This is a genomic window from Bacteroides sp. HMSC067B03, from assembly GCF_001811315.1.
Taxonomy (GTDB): domain Bacteria; phylum Bacteroidota; class Bacteroidia; order Bacteroidales; family Bacteroidaceae; genus Bacteroides; species Bacteroides faecis.
This window is the reverse complement of record NZ_KV804322.1, coordinates 26,910-44,568: the sequence shown is the minus strand read 5'-3', so window position 1 is coordinate 44,568 and position 17,659 is coordinate 26,910. Positions and strand designations below refer to the sequence as shown.

The 17,659-nt window shown below is 41.0% G+C and carries 19 protein-coding genes; all 19 read right to left on the bottom strand.

Annotated features, from left to right (window positions below; genetic code table 11):
* Window positions 1–15: 15 nt before the first annotated feature.
* On the bottom strand, window positions 16–597 hold the full coding sequence (locus tag HMPREF2794_RS07885; protein WP_246839593.1) for a hypothetical protein: 582 nt from the start codon (window positions 595–597) through the stop codon (window positions 16–18).
* Window positions 598–633: 36 nt separating this feature from the next.
* Window positions 634–1,101 carry a hypothetical protein gene (locus HMPREF2794_RS07880; protein WP_036617888.1) on the bottom strand — a complete coding sequence of 156 codons (468 nt, stop codon included), beginning with the start codon at window positions 1,099–1,101 and terminating at the stop codon, window positions 634–636.
* Between the two features lie 29 nt (window positions 1,102–1,130).
* On the bottom strand, window positions 1,131–1,928 hold the full coding sequence (locus HMPREF2794_RS07875; protein ID WP_036617856.1) for a hypothetical protein: 798 nt from the start codon (window positions 1,926–1,928) through the stop codon (window positions 1,131–1,133).
* A 68-nt stretch (window positions 1,929–1,996) separates the two neighbouring features.
* Window positions 1,997–2,449, bottom strand: a complete 453-nt coding sequence (locus tag HMPREF2794_RS07870; protein ID WP_024986799.1) for a hypothetical protein — start codon at window positions 2,447–2,449, stop codon at window positions 1,997–1,999.
* A gap of 72 nt (window positions 2,450–2,521) precedes the next feature.
* Window positions 2,522–3,169, bottom strand: coding sequence for a hypothetical protein (locus HMPREF2794_RS07865; protein WP_036653193.1), 648 nt, complete (start codon window positions 3,167–3,169; stop codon window positions 2,522–2,524).
* A gap of 32 nt (window positions 3,170–3,201) precedes the next feature.
* A complete protein-coding gene (locus HMPREF2794_RS07860; RefSeq protein ID WP_036617852.1) occupies window positions 3,202–3,957 on the bottom strand; it encodes a PoNi-like cognate immunity protein in 756 nt (251 codons plus the stop codon).
* Between the two features lie 314 nt (window positions 3,958–4,271).
* A complete protein-coding gene (locus tag HMPREF2794_RS07855) occupies window positions 4,272–4,745 on the bottom strand; it encodes a hypothetical protein (RefSeq protein WP_227225853.1) in 474 nt (157 codons plus the stop codon).
* Window positions 4,746–4,763: 18 nt separating this feature from the next.
* Window positions 4,764–5,381: an ankyrin repeat domain-containing protein gene (locus tag HMPREF2794_RS07850; RefSeq protein ID WP_036617847.1), complete on the bottom strand. Its 618-nt coding sequence runs from the start codon at window positions 5,379–5,381 to the stop codon at window positions 4,764–4,766.
* Window positions 5,382–5,486: 105 nt separating this feature from the next.
* Entirely contained in the window at window positions 5,487–6,074 is a 588-nt protein-coding gene (locus HMPREF2794_RS07845) for a hypothetical protein (protein WP_051635714.1), read from the bottom strand.
* 13 nt (window positions 6,075–6,087) lie between these two features.
* Entirely contained in the window at window positions 6,088–7,140 is a 1,053-nt protein-coding gene (locus HMPREF2794_RS07840; protein WP_070751292.1) for a DUF1266 domain-containing protein, read from the bottom strand.
* Window positions 7,141–7,178: 38 nt separating this feature from the next.
* Window positions 7,179–8,153: an ankyrin repeat domain-containing protein gene (locus HMPREF2794_RS07835; RefSeq protein ID WP_036617843.1), complete on the bottom strand. Its 975-nt coding sequence runs from the start codon at window positions 8,151–8,153 to the stop codon at window positions 7,179–7,181.
* Window positions 8,154–8,160: 7 nt separating this feature from the next.
* On the bottom strand, window positions 8,161–9,738 hold the full coding sequence (locus HMPREF2794_RS07830) for an ankyrin repeat domain-containing protein (protein ID WP_070751291.1): 1,578 nt from the start codon (window positions 9,736–9,738) through the stop codon (window positions 8,161–8,163).
* Window positions 9,728–10,213 (bottom strand): hypothetical protein, encoded by a 486-nt coding sequence (locus HMPREF2794_RS07825; protein WP_051635713.1) that lies wholly within the window; start codon window positions 10,211–10,213, stop codon window positions 9,728–9,730. Before HMPREF2794_RS07825 ends, HMPREF2794_RS07830 begins: the two co-directional genes overlap by 11 nt.
* A 12-nt stretch (window positions 10,214–10,225) precedes the next feature.
* Window positions 10,226–10,915 (bottom strand): hypothetical protein, encoded by a 690-nt coding sequence (locus HMPREF2794_RS07820; protein WP_036617838.1) that lies wholly within the window; start codon window positions 10,913–10,915, stop codon window positions 10,226–10,228.
* Window positions 10,916–10,950: 35 nt separating this feature from the next.
* Entirely contained in the window at window positions 10,951–11,226 is a 276-nt protein-coding gene (locus tag HMPREF2794_RS07815) for a hypothetical protein (protein ID WP_230319812.1), read from the bottom strand.
* A 6-nt stretch (window positions 11,227–11,232) separates the two neighbouring features.
* A complete protein-coding gene (locus HMPREF2794_RS07810; protein WP_051635712.1) occupies window positions 11,233–15,363 on the bottom strand; it encodes an Imm5 family immunity protein in 4,131 nt (1,376 codons plus the stop codon).
* A 56-nt stretch (window positions 15,364–15,419) separates the two neighbouring features.
* Window positions 15,420–15,842, bottom strand: a complete 423-nt coding sequence (locus tag HMPREF2794_RS07805; RefSeq protein ID WP_036617836.1) for a hypothetical protein — start codon at window positions 15,840–15,842, stop codon at window positions 15,420–15,422.
* A 73-nt stretch (window positions 15,843–15,915) separates the two neighbouring features.
* A complete protein-coding gene (locus HMPREF2794_RS07800) occupies window positions 15,916–16,347 on the bottom strand; it encodes a hypothetical protein (protein ID WP_036617834.1) in 432 nt (143 codons plus the stop codon).
* Between the two features lie 11 nt (window positions 16,348–16,358).
* The gene (locus tag HMPREF2794_RS07795) at window positions 16,359–16,985 is read right to left on the bottom strand and encodes a hypothetical protein (RefSeq protein ID WP_024986787.1); all 627 of its coding nucleotides are present in this window, start codon (window positions 16,983–16,985) and stop codon (window positions 16,359–16,361) included.
* Window positions 16,986–17,659 lie beyond the last annotated feature (674 nt).

Sequence of the window (17,659 nt, the reverse complement as noted above, 5' to 3'; positions counted from 1 at the left end):
TAAATATGCGCTGATTTAATTCCGCCAACGGGTTGTTATATATGCTGTTGGGAATTCCAATATTCCGGTAGGATGCTTGATAATGATAGAAGCATATTCTTTATGCGGAATATTACCATCTATGCCTATCAAGTCAGAACAACCGTCAATACTCCGAACAAAACCTGCTTCCAAATCATAAACAATGGCATGTTTTCGTGGATTAAAGTCTTGGAAGTTTATCTTTACAGTTAATGTATCGTTGGCATATACAAGGCATTTATCCGTACTTTGTGGCTGTTTCTTCAACTGTGGCAAATCTGTCAAATAACGGATGCGGCTTTTATGGATTTCTCCTGTATAGGTATTTCCATTCGGGCAAGTCTTGGTTATACCCGTTTCTGCCCCATATTCTACGCTATGCCATTCTTTATGACTCTTTTGTGCATTCCAATCAACAAACACATGATTATCCAATAATTTGCCTATTACTGCTCCACTTGTGCTACGTACATTTACATATCCGTCCGCATCCTGAATGACACCGAAGAAACGCTGTTGTGCTTGTATAGACAAACAAAACAGAAATGCTAATATGTGGAAAATAATCTTTTTCATGCACTCAATTATTATTAATGGTTAGAAAAAACATCATTAGATGCTATCTTTCGTTGTTACTAACTTATTTATAAATCCCCGTCCGGTACATAAACACCCAATCCCGATAAGAGGATAGATTACGCCGCATAAGACTGCAAGTATATTCAATCCCCGTTCATCCCCTGTGAAACCATCTAAACTGACAGCTTGCAATATGAAGTTTGTAATTTGCCAGTCTAATAGACTTTGATCCATATAGATAAAGGCAAACCACAAAAGGATAGAGCAACATTCCAAACCCAACAATAACATTATGGCTTTAGGCTGCATTGCATATAGTTTATAGACCTTGTAAATTACCAGTATATCTATAAGTATAAGCATACTTAAAAGACAATATTCCATAATGCCATATATTCCGAACAGACGACCAAAGCCTAAGTCACCACAAAATAATGTTATGGCTATCAGCAAAACACTGAAAGTTGTCAATGATAGGATAGACCAAACTGTTTTATTCATCTTCATCGTACTATTGTTTATTCTCCTTGTTACCAATTTTTTACTTTTTTATATATATAATCTTGTATATCTGTCTGAATCAAACCTTTTTTACGTACAAGGAACTTATAAACTTTTCCTTCTTCCATAATACATTGCTTATCATCTTCAAAATTAGCCCAGACAAAATGTAATACTTGCCCCGGATAACGTTCTTGTACGGTTGAAGGCATTAGTTCAGGAACAACTTTACAAATTAATGTATCTTGTTTAATCTCCCAATTCCCAGCATGGTAAGTCGTTCCAAAAATATCCCAACTAACCCATTCATCAATCAGTTCAAATGTCCCATCAGCATTTATTTTCATGGTTGCAGCAGACGTTACCGAATAATCGCTATCTTTTTTCTTCCACTTACATTTATATGTACCTACCATTTCGGACTTTCTGATTGTGTCTTTAATAGACAAGTTTGCTATTTTATATTTCTGATGATAATACCAATCATTACAAGACTTTGAGTATCTCCAGATATGGATGTTTTGTGGCAGTGTATCATTCGCTATAAATTCCACCATTTGATAAAAGTAAGGATAGCCTGTTTCAATATGTTTTAGTACCAACGTATCACCAAGTGCACATTTAATGGAAAATTCCGAATCAAATACGATTGGAACCCGTTGTTTAGGATTATGTTTTATGTATAGTTCATACATGAAAGTAGCTTCACAGGCATCCCCATCATATACAATATTTCCGCAGAACAGGATGGAATCCTTCCCAGTTTGCCCCTTTATCATTAGAAACGGGAATAACATTGACAATATAATATAAAAAAATCGCTTCATTATACACTTTTATTGGTAATGATTCGGAAAGGAACACCTTTTAGGGGTTATCTTTCCTTGTTATAAACTTATTTTTCTAATGTATAGGAATAAAGCCAATAGATAAACCAAGTTATATCTCCTGTGAGCAAACATGCGATTCGTTGCTTAAATTTCAAGTCATACTTTTCTTTTTTCAACTGTTTCAATTTCGAGAAAAATTCGCTTGGAAAATAATACCGGTTCAATAAGTAGAATGGTGCAAATGCGAACATAATTAGCATTTCCCACCATTGATAGCTGATGTTTCTGTTCTTCTCATTACGCTTATTGATTTGTGCTTCTTCTGCACGTGCAGCAGCATCCAGCCTTTTCATAAAGGCTTCCTCTTTTTCTTCCATGATATCAGCTATGACCTCATCGTTAACACCACGGTTATACAGTTCCAGCTTTGCTTGTCTGATCTGTTTGTCCGAGTATTCACCTGTTACATTATTGGCGATCATCAATAGTTCGTCTGTCAAGTATTCTTTTATTCTCATATGTTCTCGGTCGTTTATAATGGTTTGACAAGGAGCTGCGTTCAGTAGCTAACTTGGCTTGTTATTGATATATTAATATGTTACAAAAACATCTTTCTTTTTGAGTATTTTTCCACTATTCCCGTCAATGACAAGCATTTTATCTTGCTTCTTTTTGTCTGTATAGTGATATTCCCAAACTTTCTTGCCTTGCCATTTACCTCTATCCAAGATCCGTTTTGAATATTCCTTACTTGCCTTTCGCTTACTATATCTGTCACCGATATACATTGCTTGTTCACAACAAATTGAATATCCTTCTTCGTGATTTATGATTTCGGTTATATTTCCTTGTGAATTAAATTTGTACTCTCTGCCGATTGGTACACTGTTATAATCACTATCAGACATAAATTCAAAGTTACAATACAATAAATTCCTGTCATCATCGTAGGCATATACAGATTTAATGTGATGTTCCTTATCTGTAACTGTACGCAGATATTTTACACCCATTCCGTCCTCGAATTGCATCATTTCTTCAAAAGACCTATCAGAACAACAAATAGTATCTCTATTTCCAACTGCGACATTATAAGCTGCGGTAAGATGTAAATCACGTAGGCTTATTGTATCTGTCAAATGGCACGATACCTTTTTTATTCCATTGATTGTAGTGCAACTTGATAGAAGCAAGAACAGGGCAATATAAAATGCTGTATATCTAAGTACTTGTAACATAATATGCAATTATCAATAATGGTTAGTTAACATCATATTTTGTTCTCATTCCAGTGTACCATATCATATGGATAGTATGGTAGTCCTTTAAGGCTGCTATCATCCAGTCCCAAGATCTTAACCAATGCACCGCTTTCAAAACTCCAATAACCGTCATGCCTGATACCATATTTATGGTCGTCATGCCAAGCACAATCAGAATGACCTCGATACCATTCCTTTTTAAGATACTTCTCTAATTTCTGAATAGACAATTCCTTACTTTGATTGTTGCTGGAAATTATAGACAATGCACTTTGATAAGGAACTGGAAACAATACTGTGTTGGAGCATCTTTCCCAATCGGTTAATCTGTATTTTATTAAAAAATCATACAAGGCATCATTAACATTTTCATTGTCAACCATACTTGATAATATCCTTATATTTTGCTCATCTGTATCTAACATTATTCCAATAGACAACATCCATAACATCTGTACATACATACCGGTAATCGTCCAATGATTTGTTAGCGTTTCTAATAAATCATTGTAATCATATTTTAATACTTCCATATCTTCCCCAACTGAATACTTGGTTAGAAATGAATTCAATTTACATCCAAAAAGCGTAACTGTTTTATTGTAAGCAACATTAGAATTTGGAGCAGAGTATAATTGAATATGTTCTTTCTCTGCATTGATAATTTCCATAATACTACTTTCTAACTGTTTACACCTTTTGGAATATCCAGCAAGTTGTTTCCTATACTGTTCTTCTGTAAAAAGTTTATCTCTTGTTTCCATGTATAGTACACTGTTTTTGATAGTTTCGCAGGGAACGGTTTGCCCATTACCCCACTTCATTAGTGATTTTTACCATAATTCTTCTGCGGAGAAATCACCTAAGAAGAAATATGATAACATAATCATACTGAACAAAATATACATACCTACCGAAAAGCATACTATCAGTGTTATTTTCTTTTCGGTGCTGCATTTTTTCTTTCTCAACAAGAATAGCGACAGCAAAATCGCTAAAAGTATAATAGTCATCGCACATACAATCATATATCTATATTTTGAATTTAGAATTATGCTATTATCACTAATGGGTTAGCTCATCCGTTATCCTGCTTCATCAATAACTTTTTTTCTGTCAATAGATGCGAAAAAACAATTGCTAAGAGCAGATAGGCAACCAACAAACCTTGATAAAACCAATACTCATGAAATTTGCCTATGTCTGCTAAAAAAATCTTTTCGTTTGAACCTTGATGAACCACAAATCTGTATTCATCACAAAACAAATAATATTCAAAACTCATTAGGTAGGTAAGTGCCAATATAGACAAAGCGATAAGGCGTGATATTTTATGATGTAGCCACAAGTCGCTTCCTACGAACAACACTGAAAAGACAGCCCAATACATAGATGCAAGCGAAAAATGCCACCCTGTTCCGTATAAGGGGCTTATAATACCTGTACCTGCATAAAGGCTACTTGCCAATAGTAAGTAATACAATATTATTTTTATAATTCTCATGTTTCGCACTATTGTTACTAATGGGTCAGCAGAAAACAGCTTATCCATTATCCTGCGTTGTTAGCATTACTTTTGTTGTTTCATCCCTTGTAAAAGTAAATTTTCAATCTCCTTTGCACCTGTTTCCTTTGCCAAAGCAAGAGGGGTGATGCCGTTACTATCCTTTACATTAAGATCTGCATGATACTCTAAGAGCAACCGTACCAGTTCAATGTTATTATTGGCAATGGCTTCCATAATCGGATATACTTTGTAAGTGTCGTATGGACTTTGACAACCATTTACATGAATGCCATGCTCCAGCAAGATACGGGCTAACTTTACGTTAGACAATTTGCAAGCGTATGTCAGAAGCGTAAGTCCGTATTCATCACTATATACTCTATCGTTAATATCCTTGTATCGGGTAAGAGCGTATTTTAGCACATCTTCTTTGTTAAAATAGATTGCCGTATAGAGTATATCAAACTCATAACAATCGTTACCCATTGCCATAGGTTCATCTTTTCCTGCAAGTAATCGTTTTATGGTTTCCAGATCATTATTACGGCAAGCAATCCCCAGCGGATAAAGCTGGTAAGCCTCATCCCGTATGGTATCTTGTGACAACGAGGTTGCTTTCATGCTATCCAAATAACCAAACAACGTTGCAAGAAAAAGCAATATCCAATTAACCAGCTGCATAATTTTCATTTGGGAAAACAAGGAAAGCCGCATAAACCGATAACAGGAGATCGCATGTGGCTTTCCTTCCGATTAGGGGATTTTTACGAGAAACGATGCCGGTTGTCAGTCAGCATCATGATCGCACATATGTTGGATAAATACTTTGTTCTTTTCATATTCATCCCCGGTGAGGATAATGGGATCCGCAAGTCCGACAATCTTATATCCCGGAGTGTAAGTAACCAAGATACAATAGAATTCATGTCCTGTTTCATCCTTTTCCACTTGCAGCTGCACAGGCTGATCATTACCGCTGGGCAGATCGCACAGGTACTCAAAATCATGGCGGTTAAAAGCGTCGACAATATCCTCTTTGTCAGTCATGCTACTGATGAACTTTTTGGTCTTGTAACGCTTCACTTCACCACCGCTTTCACGGTTATAGATACTAAGGTCTGCGACCAATGCGGTTAAACCCAAATAGATAGCTCCGACAACACCAACTACCCGTATCAGCCACGAGGGGATAAATGGCAACCATTCGGGAAAAATGACAAGCAATACACATACAGCTGTCAGTACCCAATAAATAATTGGTTTGAACTTGTTCTCACGCTTTTCGAATTTCTCCGGCATGGCATCATAGACCTCTCCGAAATGACTGGGAAAATGTTTTTCCTGATCCATCTTTTCTTCATTTTCTGGTTTCATATTTGTTTCGTTTTTAAGTTTGTTCTTTATTTGCTCTAAAACTTGACTGCTTCCACGGTGATTCTTCACTCTCCAGCAAGAGTTCTACGATCTCGTATGCCGTTTCACTGTCAACAGGCTCACCATGCCATACACCACGTCCCATGATGAAACTCCGGCCGTATTCCTCCCATGAAGAAAAGTGTTCGAGTGCGATGTCTGCCGCTACCTGCATGATCTGCCACATCTCATCCTCATTCACATAGCCGCAAAGATATGCCCAGCGTCCGAGGTTCACGACCCGCACCAGATCCCATGCAATGACACTGTCCGGCATTTGCCCTTTCGGACACCAGCCGTTTTCAAGCATACTCTCCATTATCAGGCATACATCTCCCATCTTGCTTTCCTCGTCACATCGTTCTTCTTGGGATATATTCTCAATCCTGCGTTTATGGATTTCCGCCAGAGCCTCATCGGCTTCGGCGTGATGTCCCTCTTCCAGTAACCATTTGACAATATCCAATGTGCTCTCCCTGTCTGTGACGTTCCACCAATCTTTAAGTGTGCATTTGATGGTTTCAACATCTTCATCATCGGCCAGCGAGTCTACCTTCTCATCATTGTAAACCAGCATGGGGGCACCGAACGCTAATAGACGTAGCTGTTCTGCATCCAGTTTCCCGGTTTCGGATCTGTTGATAGTCCACCCGTCATCCCCGAAGGCTTCCATCATTTGCGCCATAGCATCGGATGAAGACAACCCTTTACCAAGAGTACCGTCCATTGCTTCCTGCATCATTTGCTGGGCAAATGCCATATTCTGCATACCTGCCTGTGCAACCACTGCCGGATCAACACCGGCAGCTTTAAGCATAGCCTCCTGCTGTGCCTGAATTTCAGCCATATCAGGAACTCCGCTTCCCATCTGGGTCATAATTTGTTCCTGCATACCACCGGGCATTTGAAATCCCGGAATGTTTCCAAACATGGCTTGAGCTTGTTCCATTGCTGATTTTACAGCGGCTTCCTGAGCCGTCTTTGCCATTTCCTCAGGACTTTGAGGATTTGATTTTTCTTTTGTCATACTGTCAATTATTTAATTATGTAAATATGTGTGATATATTATCCTTCTGCTCCTGCTGTCAAAAGCATTTCCACTATTTCGTTATAACCTCGCTCGCCGGCATAATACAATGCCGTCCGTTGAAGATTATCCGCAAGGTTCACGTTCGCCCCGTGTTCCACAAGCAGTGCGGCGAACTCGTTGTTTCCTTCTCTGGCTGCAAGGATAAGGGGTGTTTCCCCATTTTCATTCTGTGCATCCACTTGTGCATTGGTCGCTATCAATTTCCGGCCAATAAACTTGTTTTCCGACCAAACAGCAAAATGCAAGGGAGTATTCCCGTTCAAAAGGGCTTTATTCACTTCTGCACCGGCATCGATCAGTAAGTCTGCTATGATAAGGTTGCCTTTCATACAAGCAATAATCAGTGGCGTTTCTCCTGCATCGTTCGGCGCATTCAGCATATTGCCCGAAGTGGGAAGTAGCATACGGACTGTTTCTGATTGTCCGTTGAAAACCGCCTGATGCAGTGGCGTGTTTCCATGTCCGTCGGTTGTCTCTTTCACCGACAGACATGTCACCACTTCACGTAACCCGTGGGCTGTAGCGTAATCTATAGCTTTATGACCTGTATTGTCTGTTATTTCCGTGTCTGCACCTTGTTCTATCAGAAACAGTGCTGCATCGGTGCGCTTGTTGTCAAGGAGACAAATTAAAGGAGTACGTCCTTCCTTGTCTGTAGCATCCAAATTAGCCCCATATTGGATCAGTTTTCCTATTATTTCCTTGTTCCCACTTCTGGCAGTTGCATGTAAAGGAATTTCCGAAGAGTTATTGGCAATGGAAACATCCGCATCGTTGTCCAGTAGAATAGTCACAATGTCCCTAAATCCTTTCAGGCAAGCATAATACAACGGAGTATTACCCTCCGCATCCCGTTTATTTACATTGATGCCTCCTTTTTTAAGGAATATCTGTACAATGCTTTTCTGTCCGTTGCGACACGCATTCAAAAAAGTCATGTTATTGTCCATACGATTATCAACTATATTTCAATAAAAATTTTACAAGAGTTTCATTGTTCTTTTCCGCTGCAATGTCCAAAGCCATTTTTCCCTCGTTGTTCACGGCGTTCACATCCGGAGTACCGAAGTCTGTCACAAGGGCAGCAGCTTCTTTCGCCCCCCTTATCGAGCTGGCTGCGATATAATGCAACAGGGTATTACCCCATTTGTCCTTGGCGTTTATATCTGCCCCGGCTTCAAGCAGGATTTCAAGTATCTCCGCATCTTCTCCTGTGCAGCTGCGTCCACCATATGGATATGATCGTGGGAAACCTGCGATACGGGGAATATTCCCGTTCCAGAAGCATCCTCCATAGAGGTTCATTGCCGGAGTCTGGCCTTGCATATTGGCGGCATTGACATCAGCCCCGTTCTTCACGAGATAACGGACAGCCCAATTCCCTAATTCACTCCCTGCTCTTCGGCAAGCAACGGATAATGCCGTGTTACCCTCTTTATCGGCTGGGGACTCTGGATTCCACCCGCACTCTGTCAGGCATTGGAGGAAATGCAAGCATTCCTCCTTATTTTCTGTGCAGCATTTTTTTTCATTCATCCATACGGCAAAAGCAGTCCGCTCTTCCGAGTCCTTGAAATTCGGATCAGCACCGCCCCTGAGCAACATTTCCGCTGCTGGGTAGTTATTCCATGACAAAGCGCATCCCAAGGGGGATTTGCCCTGAAAGTCGGATAGATTTTTATCCTCGCAGACGGTCTGAGTCTCTACACCGGAACGTAGCAGGGCATCCCATGCCGCTTCGTCCTTGTACCACAATGCCTGAAAGATGTCCAACCCTCCGGCAAGAGCGGCAAGCTCGTCCGTCTCGGGATCTTGCCCCGACAACAATGCTCCGATTTTTCGGGCACCGTTTTCTGAGGCTATGTCAAAAGGCATCTTTCCGCTGTCGTTCTTTTCCTCTGGGTCTATCTGCCCGTTTTCCAGAATCAGTCTTGCCGTGTGGCAACACTGCCTGTCCGCCTCCCGCAGGTTTTCCAATTCATCAACTGTCTCCTGTTTGGATTTTTCCGAGTACCACCGTTCAGAAAAGTCTGCTATCCGTCTTTCTGTACGCCTGATGTCGTCCGCGATGAGTCCGGCAGATAGACAGAGGACGTGCAACACATTGTCACCGCCCGGACCGGTAGAATCGATACGGTTTCCCGATTCCAAGAGAATATCAGCCATCAGGAAGTGGCGGTTGCGTACCGCTTCTATCAAGGCGGTTGTATCCTTGCCTGACCGTGGCACTCTTGCCCCCTTGGAAAGCAGCAGTCCGGCAACATCGGCAAAGACGGCATCGTTCAGACAAGGGTTGCATCTTGCCAGAACGCACAATGGTGTGTCGCCGTCATCATTTTTTACATTGACATCCATACCTCTGTCCAGCAGTATGCCTACTGCGGTTATGTCTGCAAAATAGCAGGCTGTATGCAGAGAAGTATTGTTTTTGTGGGTTTCGTCCCGACTATCAAGCGGAACATCCCAATACGCATCGTGTAAATCGGACTCCTTAGCTCTGAATGCGTGCAGATTATATATCTCTTTACAAGTCATTGTTCCCAATTTTTAAGATTAGTTCTTCAATATGCCGGTACTTGCCCCCCAGACGCCCGGAAATAGCCTTGACTTCACTATACAAATGCAATTTGAATGCGGTTTCCGCTTTTAAGCGCAGCAGTTGCCTGTATGCCAAAGATACCGGAATACCGTGCGGCATGGGATAAAAAGGATGCCCTTCATCATAATCATAACGAAGGAATGCTTCGGGTAACTCTGCCATGCGGATAACATCCCCACCGGACATAAGCCGTTCCGCCTCACAAAGCAATCTGTAACATTCATCATGCCATTTTACCATGAAGCAACATAGCGCCTTGTTGTACAACAGCCTGAAATCCTTGTTCGGAATGCGGTTGAAACACAAATAAGCGGCAGGGAAAGCCTTGCAGGACAGAAGTGACATTCCGGCAGAGAACAGCTCTTCCACTTCGCCGTCGGTTATCTTTGGTGTATTGACAAACAGTGTCATGGGCAAACAGGATTATTGTTCTATTTCAACTTCACCGGCTTCATTAGTTTCAAACGGCACGGTGTAATAGTTCGTCCAAACGTGTCTTCCCCTGACCTCCTTTTGTTCGTCCTTTTTGATAAAATTGAGTTCGAACATCTGGCGCAATTGCCGATACTCCTTTTTTTTGTCATCACCCCATTTCTTCCAATGGTCTTCGTAATCTTTGGGGACGGGACGCATATACAGCATATATTTTTCTACCGATTTGAACTCATATTGTTCGCCTTCTTCCTGAAGGATTACCAATTCACCGCCACTGGCAATATTGTGCCGTATTTCCTCGGCATTCATTCCGTCAATCTCAATGGCTGTAGTATATTTATAAGAATTTGATGCGAATTTTCCTTTTCTCGGTTCTTCGGGTACAAATTCACCATCCGTATAATTAATGGTCAAATTATAGTCATTGTCCTTCTTGTCGATGTAATCTACGCTGATTTGGCTCAATACGTTTTCCAATTTGCGTTCTTGCCTATCTTCTTTCCATTCTATGCGGTAAATTTTACATTCGTTTATATCCACATGTTTTTTTACAAGTTCCTTTACTTTAGCTACACCTTCATCGGAAGCCATTGTACAATCATTTGCAGATGAACAGGAAGAGATAAAAATTGCTATGACCAATGTCATAAACAGGTTCTTCAATAATTTTGCATTCATAATTTTTCAAATTGTTTTTATTAATAAATAAGGAATTAATTAGCTGAATAAAGATCGAAATTCTTCGGAATGTCAAAGAATGTCATTATAAGCAGTAATACACCGCCAATAATCAAAATCGTGGAAAAGACTTCTGGAGAGAGGATGACTGCCCGCCTGATACGTAACCCAAAAGGATAAATCAAAGGTACGACGACCATACCTATCCCAAATGCCAAGTTTGACCATTGGTTTGTCAGTGCACTTTGAGGAGTGTAACTGAAAGTTTTATGCACACTCGTGAATTTTTCGGTTGTTTTTGTTGGTTCCATACTGTTTTATATTTTTAAAGTTGATGTAATCAGCGCATCTGTTATCAGGATATTCTCTGAAATACAAGAAATATTTTTTAATGCAGCTTTCGCTTCCGTTATGCTTCCACTTTCCACTTGTGAGGAGATCCATTTCTTAATTTTCGGGAATACGGTATATTCCGTGACTTCCCAATCAGGAACGCAGCAGCGGATCAATGTGTCAAACACGAAATCGCGAATGCCCTTCTTAGCCATTGTTTCGCAAAACCGCTTCATATTCAACTTTTCATAACCGAGAAGCACACAGCCCGAATACACGGAAAGCATGTCTGATGCCTTGACAGAGCCGTACTCACTACATTTTATCGCCGCCTCTGTCAGAGGTAGGAGCAGGCTCGTTTTTAGATAACGCACGCTCCTGCCCATAGAATACCCGGCTTCAAGAGCACGGACTACGTGGGAAAGGAAAGTTCCGCAGGTTTCAGCTGACGTAAAGGCTTCCTCTGGCTGTTGGCCAAAGGATTTGTTCACAAGCCGATTCCTTTCCATGAACGCCGCCTGCATATTTTCAACCATCGCATCCCGATAATGTTGCCAAGTGTACTTTCGGTTTCGGCTATTGGCAAATGTGATTTCCATATATCCTTCCGATGCGGACGTCATTATTTCCAGTTCTCCGCTACGGATTGCCATGCCGGATTTTCGGTTCCACCTGATACCCTCCACTACAATTTCGCCGCAGAACACACCGGTCGGGGCAGGAAGGTTTCTAACAGATTCCTTGTTTTCCGTCACCCATAGATAGATGGCAGAAATGTTATAGGCGTTCTCTTCGTTCCGGACGGCAGACACCCCGGCATTGTCCCAGACGAGGAACCCCCGTTTGTCATACTGCACAGTCTTGCCTTTGTCATCCTGCATCGTCCGATGCGTGAATATGATTCTCTCTTTGCCGAAAATGTGTACCATAGCTGTATAGGATAAAGGCAGGGAAACCTGTCGCCCGTTGATCTTCAATAAGCCTTCTGTAATCTCTATACCTTCCGAACCCCGTGTGTCAGTGATTTCTGTCGATCCGTCCTTGTTATTTCCCGCCGGACGTGTTTTTTTGGCAGGTGAATGGACGGACGAAGACTCGGTAAACGGAGGTGCGAGCATCAGGCTGGTATCCTCCGACAAGGGAGGCAACTCATAGTCTGTATCGGGATAAGGATTCGGATAGTTGAGCCAATATCCCATTTTTCTCGGACGGCTTGTCGTGCATAGGAAATTCCAGAAATCTTCCGCTCTACATAGCACGTCACCCACATCGTCAAGGGTATTCACGATGATAGTACCGTCAGGCAACGCATGAAGGGACTTAAATAATTCATCCCCCAATACTCCGGGACGGAGGCGCATGACTTCGTTCGTCTTTCGGTTCCAGAGACGGGCATAGTCGGTACGGTTGCCGTTCAAATCGCTTTCCACCAGCACCCACTCTTTATGAAATTCACGCAGGTTGAACGAACCGTCTCCCGTGTGGAGAGGGGCGATCCGGCATCTCTGTGTCGCCATATCCAGATCGAGTAATCCCGATTCAAGCCATATCCCGCTGTTACCTCTTGCCGTGTATTGCCTCAGTAGTAGAATATGTGTCGTATTCGGTACAGGGATGCTGCCGTCACGGAATGTATCGTAGTCGGACATGGAGAATGGCATCATAGTATAGTTTCCCTTGTCGTCATATCGGATGATTCTTGACCGGCTGTATTCCCCCATGATGATATACAGCGTTCCCTTCCCGTCTGTACTGAAACTTGGGGCATACTTCATGCCTTCCGGCAGCATAATCCTGCTTACATACCTGACTCCCCGTTCCGTCATTGTGTGGACAATGGCGCTATGAACATCGCCTAAACAGAGATAACGCCCGCACCATCGGAATTCATACCTTCCTTCAACGGACAAATCACACATGCGTGGCCATTTCTCCGCCTCCAACGGATTCTTTCCGCCAATAGGCATTTCTCCCCAAGAGGTTGAGTATAATGCGGCATAGAAGTCCAGTTCCTCTGAATATATGAAACTGTGGATTCTCTTCATTTTCAATTTTACCGGCTGAAGGGGTGTCATACGCAAATCCACGACGAATGTTCCCTGCCACTCATCCACGTTATCCGGTCTCCATTCCCCATAAGCGAAATAACCTGCAAAACCTCTTGTGATATAGATGATTCCATCATCCGGCCACTCCATTCTTTCACGAGGCATCTGCTTGCGCAGCTTTATGGTTCTTGCCTTCATTCCGAAATCATAACGGGATTGTTTGAATTGACTGCAATACTGCCCGTATTTGCGGCATTTCTCCTCAAAGGCTGACATTTCCGCCTGTGGGAGCAATGCCAGCAAGTAAATCTCATCCCCGTCCAGATCATAGAGTGCATACCCGTATGCGGTAAGTTCCTGTCCCAAGGCTGCGATACCCATCTCGTGAGAAAAGCAGGAATACTGTGTCACAACTTCATCGAAACGCTTGTCTTTCAGTATGGGTATTCCTTCACTCCATTTCTCCCTTATCTCATTCAGTGTGTCACCTATATCTCCTTCGCTTTTGAGTATGCCGAGAGCTTGGTTACATATCTCTTCCATTTGGTCGTGCTCGTATGCCACCATCTCATTCCTTATCCACTCTTGTATTGCGTTCCTTGAAATCCCCTTAGAAGCATATATTCGGGTCGGGACTTTTGAAAACCGTATATCGAAACTTGACAGCCTGTGCATCAGGATAACAAGTTGTTCCGGCGTATAGTGTTCATCCATCATCAGCCATTCTCTATCGTGCAGGAGATAGCCGTCTTTTTCATTCCATTGTCCATGAATAGTATTGTCCCTGTTACTCACATGAATCCGAAAGCTCGTGAACCGTGTATAGTCGCCATAGACTGTTTGCGGCCCGAACAGCTCGACACTCAGGATGAACCATGCCTTCCTTTCCGCTTCATGCTCTGGCATGAAGAACATTTCTCCATTGGAAGTGAAATAGAATGAGATAGACCATTCAAAAATGTCAGGGTATGGGATGCCTGCCTTTGCCAGCCACTTTGTCGACTCAAGACCCGGAATTATTTTCTGATAGTAGCTGGCAAGCTCTTGGTTCAGTCTGTGCAGATGTTCCTGCTCTGGCAGAAGCAACAGAATACGGTACAGCACATGGAGATCTCCCGGTCCCTGTTCCATGAGGGTATGGGCAAGTTCCGACAGGCAGGCGATAGCACAAGCATCCGAGGACTGGGCGAGCAAGGCTACACAATACCAGAATTTTACAATGTCATAATTGTAAATTCCGGTTATGCGGTAATTCTCCTTTTCCGATGGAGTGGAAGGTATGCAGGAATACTCCTGAATGACATCTGCCACGATACGGACAAGCTCGCTGTCCTCCGTATAAATTTTCATCCGATCTGTTTCTTTCTTGTCCGTGGGGGCATGAATGTATGAAGCAAGGGCAGAATTTAGTCTCTTTATCTTGTCGGACAATACATTGTCGCATTCGGAAGGTACAGGTATATATATCATTTTATTACTACCTGTATGAAAAGGAATGACTTCCTTCATCGGATTTTCGTATATGGAAAGAACCATATCCAGATACCAGTTCCAGTACTCCCTGCGCTTATCCGTGTCACCTTCATCCCCTTGGGCAAAAGGACTTCCACCGGAATAGGCTGCCGACCCGATGAAATCAGGACTCCAGCTTTCAGGATCGAAGTCACCATCATCTTCCCCACGATAATCTTCTATTTCCAGCATGTAAACCGTGTTGTAATATACGGTATATCCGAGCATCACGATGGCCCAGTTCACGAATGTATCTATCTCTGTAGGATTATTCTCCACATGAAGCCTCAGCTTTTCCGTTTCTTTCAGGATATCTTCAACAGACTCTTTCTTTCGGTACAGATAATCGTTTATCCGGGAAAGCAACTGCACATTGTCCTTATTCTGACGTCCGATGAAAGAACAGGCTTTCTTACAGCACTCGCACAGGATTTTTTGCACAGAGAGTATATCGCCGATCTGTTTCATCAGATCGACCCGCAGGGATAGAGGTAAATGCCCTGTACTACTTTGATCGAGCTTCTCTTTTAGCCTTTTTATACTTTCTTTCATCATTTCTCTGTTTATTGAATGGGATTGGTAATGATTGGGAAAGGAACATCGCTTAGGGGTTAACTTTCCTTGTTACCAATGAATTTACTTTTATATATGGTGTACTCTACTGTGTAAGTAGCCAGCTTCACGCCTAAGAACATACCTACAAGCAGTATATATGCTACAAAACAAAAATGATTATACAGGAGATCTGTTAAGAAGACAGGTATCAATAAGGCTATGATGGTAACGTTCTGAAACCACTTCTGCACTTTCAATAATTGGTTAATGTATAAATGACTCCCTATGTAACTGAAACCCCATTTATAATTATGCCGTTTCAGATAAGACAATGAAAACCACAGTCCTACAAGTAAAGCCATAAGGGCTACTCGCCACCATGCTCCCATGTATGGGAACATACCCTTTAAGAAGGTCAGCAAAACAATGCCTATTATGCTACATTCATATACTATCCTTACTTTTGTTACATTATTCATATATATACGCTATTTGTTGGTAATGATTGGGTGAGAAACAGCGTTTAGCTGTTATCGCTACCTTGTCATAAACTTATCTTATTCCTTTCAATTCTTCTTTCATTCTTCCTTTTAGATGAAAGTAAGCCAGCACGCCCAAAACATTGAATAATGCAGTCTCATCTTCATCGCGCCCTAATGCCTTATAGAATTTTGCAACATTCTGATAAGCCATAATTAAAAAGATTAAATAGACAACAGCCAAAATTCCCCCACTAAATATAAGCGTACAAATGCCTATCAATGAATTTCTCTTGTATGCTTTGTATTGTTTTTCAGCTTCATCATAATCGTGGTTTGTTAAATAGCCAAATTGTTGCAGATCCTCTCTGTTCCAACCTCTCTCTCCTAATAAATTGATAGCATAATCACGAAGTTCATCATCATAGCCATAACGCTTATAATTTTTCACTACGTCTATTAGTTTGTCATTGTCAAACTTATTTAGAATGTCAAAATCTTCCATACAACTTTATTTTATTGGTGATAATGGTTGGAAAGGAGCATCGACCGGATACTGTCTTTCGTTGTAGAGATATTATTATCCTTTCCTGCTTGGGAACATGGAACAAAAGTTGCCTTTATAATTCGATTATTACAGTTAAATGGCACATAAGTTACCTTACTGTCAATACTTAACGTATCGCTTGATTGTTTCAAGTAGGAGTGTTCATTTCGTAATAAGACTTCCGCTCTTGAAAAGTCCACAGAACTGTATATCGGATAGAAACCGAAAAAACAAGTAGGTGTTATGTAAGCAATTTGACTTTTATAGTCAAAGAATAAAAAACGATTTCCGTCTGCCACATTATCATACACGGCAAAGCAATCAAATTTTCTTATTCCATTGATTGTATAGCTTTGCACGAAGTCTATACTACTATCATCTACCGCTTTCAACTCAAAAACAATATTCTTTTTACCTTGCTGATTAAAACATAGTCTATATTGAATTTCAAACTCTGTTTTTTCTGTTTCTATATAAAGGGTATCTTGTTCAGTCAAAGAATAATACTTTGCTGAATTTTGTTCCACATAGCCGTTTTTCGCTATAACATAGCTAAATGGGAAAAAGAATGAACAATACAATACAACTATTCTCATATCTGATATATTTAATAGTTCAGCAGGGAACGGCTTTTCCGTTATCCTGCTTCGTTAATAATTCTTTTCTTTTCAATAGATATGAAATGCCTATTGCCAAGAACAAATAAATAACAAGAATTTGGCTCGCCAACCATACAAAAATGAAATCATCAATATTGGGTGGAAGATATGCGTCATACGGGGAATATTTAAGTCCACTCCAATGTTCTTGCAATTCTTCTATTTTGAAATAGTAGGTATAAGACCATATATTGAAACACAATAGAATGGTTATCAAAATCGCTCTCAAGGCTATTTTATGCAAAACAATATCTAAGATTACAAACAATAACAATGCTACTTTTAACAAGAACGCTTGTAAAAATGGGGTGAAATCCATTGCTCCATTTGTATCTCTTATACAGATAGACCACCTTAAAATACCTACTATTATTCCGAATAGGAGAAAATAGACTGTATGATATATCTTATTTTTTATGTTCATCTTTAAGTTGTTATTAATGGTTAGAAAGGAGAATCGTTAGATGCTATCTTTCGTTGTTAGCAACCTATTTGAAATAATTAATCAATTTATTGTTATTAGGAATATTCCCAGTATGCCACAAATAGATTTGTGACTTTATTACCTTCAATTTTCCCATAAACATATATACAGCCAGCCATGAAAACGG